Annotated in this window: 6 protein-coding genes and 1 pseudogene; 3 read left to right on the forward strand and 4 right to left on the reverse strand. The window is 73.8% G+C overall.

From position 1 onward, the window contains the following. Nucleotides 1-190 precede the first annotated feature (190 nt). Nucleotides 191-925 carry a copper homeostasis protein CutC gene (locus AB0958_RS44530; protein WP_366896195.1) on the reverse strand — a complete coding sequence of 245 codons (735 nt, stop codon included), beginning with the start codon at nucleotides 923-925 and terminating at the stop codon, nucleotides 191-193. Between the two features lie 128 nt (nucleotides 926-1,053). Beyond that, the gene (locus AB0958_RS44535; RefSeq protein WP_366896196.1) at nucleotides 1,054-1,722 is read right to left on the reverse strand and encodes a maleylpyruvate isomerase family mycothiol-dependent enzyme; all 669 of its coding nucleotides are present in this window, start codon (nucleotides 1,720-1,722) and stop codon (nucleotides 1,054-1,056) included. A gap of 47 nt (nucleotides 1,723-1,769) precedes the next feature. Between AB0958_RS44535 and AB0958_RS44540 the strand changes: the two genes are divergently transcribed. Both AB0958_RS44540 and AB0958_RS44545 read left to right on the forward strand, forming a co-directional pair. After that, nucleotides 1,770-2,435: a hypothetical protein gene (locus tag AB0958_RS44540; protein ID WP_366896197.1), complete on the forward strand. Its 666-nt coding sequence runs from the start codon at nucleotides 1,770-1,772 to the stop codon at nucleotides 2,433-2,435. 19 nt (nucleotides 2,436-2,454) lie between these two features. Next, a complete protein-coding gene (locus tag AB0958_RS44545; protein ID WP_366896200.1) occupies nucleotides 2,455-3,519 on the forward strand; it encodes a GNAT family N-acetyltransferase in 1,065 nt (354 codons plus the stop codon). A 12-nt stretch (nucleotides 3,520-3,531) separates the two neighbouring features. Here AB0958_RS44545 and AB0958_RS44550 read toward each other — a convergent pair whose 3' ends face one another. Beyond that, complete coding sequence (locus AB0958_RS44550; protein ID WP_366896198.1) at nucleotides 3,532-3,801, reverse strand: DUF4031 domain-containing protein; 270 nt, start codon at nucleotides 3,799-3,801, stop codon at nucleotides 3,532-3,534. Next, nucleotides 3,798-4,181 carry a hypothetical protein gene (locus AB0958_RS44555; protein ID WP_366896199.1) on the reverse strand — a complete coding sequence of 128 codons (384 nt, stop codon included), beginning with the start codon at nucleotides 4,179-4,181 and terminating at the stop codon, nucleotides 3,798-3,800. The genes AB0958_RS44550 and AB0958_RS44555 overlap by 4 nt, the downstream gene beginning before the upstream one ends. Before the next feature lie 95 nt (nucleotides 4,182-4,276). On the opposite strand from AB0958_RS44555, the pseudogene AB0958_RS44560 reads away from it, so the two are divergent. Beyond that, nucleotides 4,277-4,465: pseudogene (locus AB0958_RS44560) on the forward strand (RpiR family transcriptional regulator); the annotation flags it as partial. Between the last annotated feature and the right edge of the window lie 87 nt (nucleotides 4,466-4,552).

Genomic DNA, 4,552 nt, shown 5'->3' on the forward strand with positions numbered 1-4,552 from the left:
CGCGGACGTTGCACTCGCCGCATGACCCCAGCAAGCCCCAATCACCCCAAACCCGACGGGGGTGCCTTGACGAAGGACATAGAGGCACCCCCCCGGCCGGGGGGGCCGGGACCGGTGGGGTGTCGTCTGCTGGTCGTCCGCGGGTGCGGGTGCACGGGGGGGCGTACCGGCCGGGCGGCGGAGTTGCGGGTCAGTGCGGGTCCGCGACCCAAGGTGGGGCCACCGGCGGTCGGTCCGGTCGGTCCAGTGCGTGGCGCCACTCCCGTACCGCCGCCTCCGACACCGGGCCGGTCCAGCCGCCGGGGCGGGCCGCGCCCCCGATGTGGAAGGCGTCGATCCCTGCCGCCAGCAGGTCGGGGACGTGATCGAGCCGTAGCCCTCCGCCCACCAGGAGGGTCTGCTCGTAGCCCGGTTCACCGCGTCGGCGTGCCTCCGCCAGCAGCGTGGGCAGGCCCTCGTCCACGCCCTCCGCGGCGCCCGCCGTGAGGTAGGTGTCCAGGCCGGGCAGGTCGGCGAGTTCCTTGCGCAGGGCGTCGCGGTCGGCGGCCCGGTCGATCGCGCGGTGGAAGGTCCAGCGGCAGCCCGCCAGCACCTCCGCCACCCGCTCCACCGCGCGCAGGTCCACCCCGCCGGCCGCGTCGAGGAACCCGAGCACGAACTGGTCGGCGCCCGCCGTGCGCAGTTCCCCGGCCACGTCCAGCAGACGGTCGACGTCCCCTGCCGCGAACCCGTCCGCCAGCCGCAGCATCACGCGCAGGTCGAGGTCGACGGCGGCCCTGATCGCGGCGAAGGTCCCGGGCGGCGGGGTCAGCCCGTCGGCGGCCATGTCGGTGACCAGTTCGAGGCGGTCCGCGCCTCCGGCCTGGGCGGCGACCGCGTCCTCGGCGTCGAGGGCGATCACCTCCAGGACTGCACGCGTGCTCATAGGGCCCCTTCCGTGGTGTTCCCCGTGTACCCATGCGACCGACCACAGGAGGTCTAGTCCAATCCAGGGTACGCGGGGAACACCGACGGCCGCGAGACCGCCTCCGGAGCCCGCCCGGGCCGCGGCGGTCAGCCGTACAGGTTCAGCTCCTCCGCTGCCGCCCCCGTCAGCTCGTACGAGGCCCCGTCCGCGGGCCGTCCGGTGTACAGCCGTACGAGCGTCGCCGCGTCCCCGATGAAACGGGCCGGGGTCCGGGTCCCGCTCGGCTCGCCCAGGTGCAGGGGCTCGTCCACGTCGTCCAGGTCGGCCTGCAACCGCAGGTGTCCCCGCTGCCGGGTCACCCGGGCCAGCAGCGAGAGGGCGTGCGGCAGGCCCGCGCCCGCGTACGCCTCCGGCTCCCCGAGGGTGTCGCGGACATCACCGGCATGCACCCACTCCCCGAGGGCGACCCGGTCCAGCACGCCGTCCGCCCGCCCCGCGATCACCTCCCCGGCCTCGGTCATGCCACGCTCCAGTTCGTCCAGCACGCGCGCGTGGGACCAGTCGGCGCGCTCCGCGATGTCCCGGTCGTTCGACGCGGGCGAGAACACCCCCTCCTCGAAACGGCCGTCCACCACCCGCATCAGGGCGGCGGAGCAGTGCGCGAGCACATCCCGCACCGTCCACCCCGGACACGCGGCGGTCGGCAGCGCGAAGTCCGCGTCGGGCCGGGCGCGCAGCAGCGGGATCAGGGTGTCGCGCTCGACGGTGAGGAGACGTCCGGGCAACTGGGGATCACGTTCCTCGGCAACAGTCATGCCTCCCACGCTAGGGCGATGTCCGTGGTGCGCGGGAGAATGAACGCATGGCCGATCTCGACGACCTGCGTTCCCGCTGGCTGCGCGCGCTGCGCACGACAGGGGAGGAGGACGCCCGCCGCCCCGACCCCTCCCGTTACGCCGACGCCCTGCTGGACCGCTGGCAGGAGCCGCAGCGCCGGTACCACACGCCGGCCCACCTCACCGCGGTCCTCGACCACATCGACACGCTGGAGGAGTACGCGGACGACCCGGACCTGGTCCGGCTCGCCGCCTGGTTCCACGACGCGGTGTACGCGCCGGACCGCTCGGAGAACGAGGAGCGCTCGGCCCGCCTCGCCGAGCGCGCCCTCCCCGAGGCCGGGCTCTCCGCGTCCGCGACCGCCGAGGTGGCCCGCCTGGTCCGGCTCACCGTGACCCACGACCCGGCCCCCGGCGACCGCAACGGCGAGGTGCTGTGCGACGCCGACCTGGCGATCCTCGCCGCCCCGCCCGCCGCGTACGCGGCCTACACCGCCGAAGTGCGCGAGGAGTACCACTTCGTGCCCAACGACGCCTTCCGGGCGGGCCGTTCCGCGGTCCTGCGCCAACTCCTGGACCTGCCGTCGCTGTTCAGAACCCCGTACGCACGCAGCAGATGGGAGCCGACCGCCCGCTACAACCTCGCCGCCGAGCTGGAAATGCTGTCGACCGCCGAGGACCCCGCGTCCTAGGGTGCGGCCCATGCGTGCAATGGGCGGGGATCAGGTGACGGAGGCCGTCGCGGACTGTGTGGCGACCCTGGGGACGGTGGTCGACCGGGACTGGGAAGGGGTGACGGCGGGGCGGCTGGAGTGGAGTTGCCGCGAGACGGCCGTCCACGTCGCCGACGACCTCATCGGCTACGCCGCCAACCTGGTGGGGGACGCCCAGGACGACTACGTGCCCTTCGAGATCAGCCTCGAAGAGGGCACCGACAACTCCGGCGTCCTGCACGTCGTCCGGGCCACCGGCGCCCTGCTCGCCGCCGCCGTCCGCACCGCGCCGCGCGGGGCCCGCGCCTTCCACCCGTACCCCTTCCGCAGCGCCGACCGCGTGGGATTCGCCGCGATGGGGGTCGCCGAGGTGCTGCTGCACACGCACGACATGGCGCAGGGCCTGGAGATCCCCTACCGCCCCGCCGAGGAACTCGCCGAGTTCGTCCTCACCTTCCTCTTCCCGCACGTCCAGCCCGGCCCGACGCCCTGGGAGACCCTCCTGTGGGCCACCGGCCGCGGCGAACTGCCCGGCCGCGCCCCCGTCACCGAGTGGCGCTGGCGCAACAACCTCGTCCTCGCCGCCGCCCGCCTCGACCTCGTCGGCATCCGCCCCGCCGAGGCCCGCGACCTGCGCCTCGGCGGCGACGGCGGCTTCGAGTGGATCGAGGGCGGCCCCTACGAGGGCACCAGGGACGCGGCGGGCTTCCTGCTGAAGGCGTACGAAACAGGCGTGCACCGGCCCGAGTTCGGGGTTTTCGCCCTGGTCCGCCGCGAGGACGGCCGCGCGGTCGGCGGTCTCGGCTTCCACTCCGCGCCGGACGAGGAGGGCCGCGTCGAGATCGGCTACGACCTGGTGGAGGCCGCCCGCGGCCACGGCTACGCGACCGAGGCACTCCGCGCCCTGGCCGACTGGGCGCTGGCCCGCGACGACGTGAACTCCCTGTTCGCGACCACCGACCCCGCCAACGCCGCCTCCCAGGCGGTGCTCGCCCGAGCCGGCTTCACCAAGGTGAGCGAGGACGGCGAGGGACCGGCCTTCGAACTGCGCGCCGGCCGGTGACCGTCCTGACCGTCACCGGGGTGCGTCGCTCTTGCGCCTGCGCAGCCCCGCCCCGTGCAGCAGCCGTACCACCTCGCGGCTGCTGACCTCCACGGCGCCGGCGCGCACCGCGTCGGCGTAGCGGTGCGCGGGGATGTCGTAGTGGTCGCGTTCGAAGGCGCGGCGCGGGACGGACAGGTGCTCGGCGAAGACGTGCAGTTCGGCGTAGGAGACGTCGCTGACGAGGTGGGACCACATCCGGCCGTGGCCCGGCCAGTCCGGCGGGTCGATGTACACCGTCACGAGGACGCCGCCCCGCCCGTGGCGTGCGCCAGGGAGCCGATGGAGGCGACCTTGACGCCCGCCTTGTGGCACACCCAGTGCGGGTCGGGGCCGAGCTCCGGTTCGACGTCCAGCGCATGCGGGTCGCCCGAGCCGCACACCGGGCACAGCGGCCAGCGGCCGTACCGCTCCAGCAGCGCGTCCTGCACGTCCTGGGCGACCAGCCCCGCCACGTACCCCGCGCCCTCGGGCCACTGCTCGACCCACCAGCGCCGCTGTACGACCGAGTCCTCGACCAGCGAGACCACGTCCGCCTGGGCCACGTCGCCCGCGACGAGATCGGCGAGCACCAGGGCGCGGGCGGCGTGCAACGTCTGTTCCAGGGGGCTTACCGGGTCCATGGTCCCATTGTGCGGGGTCTTGACCGGGAGCCCGAGTCGAAAATAGTTTTCAAAGGTGAACGAGGACGCGGAGGAAACTTTCACCGAGGACGCTGTACGCCGACCACGTGCTCACCACCTCGACCTCGCGGGAGAGTGAACTTCGGCCCGCGGCCATGTCCTCGCGGACGAGTCAGCTGCTCGTGGTGGATTGTCTGTTCGTAGGGGTGGCGCAGCGGACGTACGAGGCGGCGGCACCGGCGTTGGCGGCGTCGTACGAGGCGCTCGCTCATCGGCACCGCTAGGGCCCTTCTGATGGATCTCCGTGGAAGAAGGAGCGGCGTTCGGTGCGTGCGATCGGCGTGCGGGGTGGCGGGTCATGTGGCGGAGCC

The organism is Streptomyces sp. NPDC006655 (genome assembly GCF_040703965.1).
Lineage (GTDB): Bacteria > Actinomycetota > Actinomycetes > Streptomycetales > Streptomycetaceae > Streptomyces.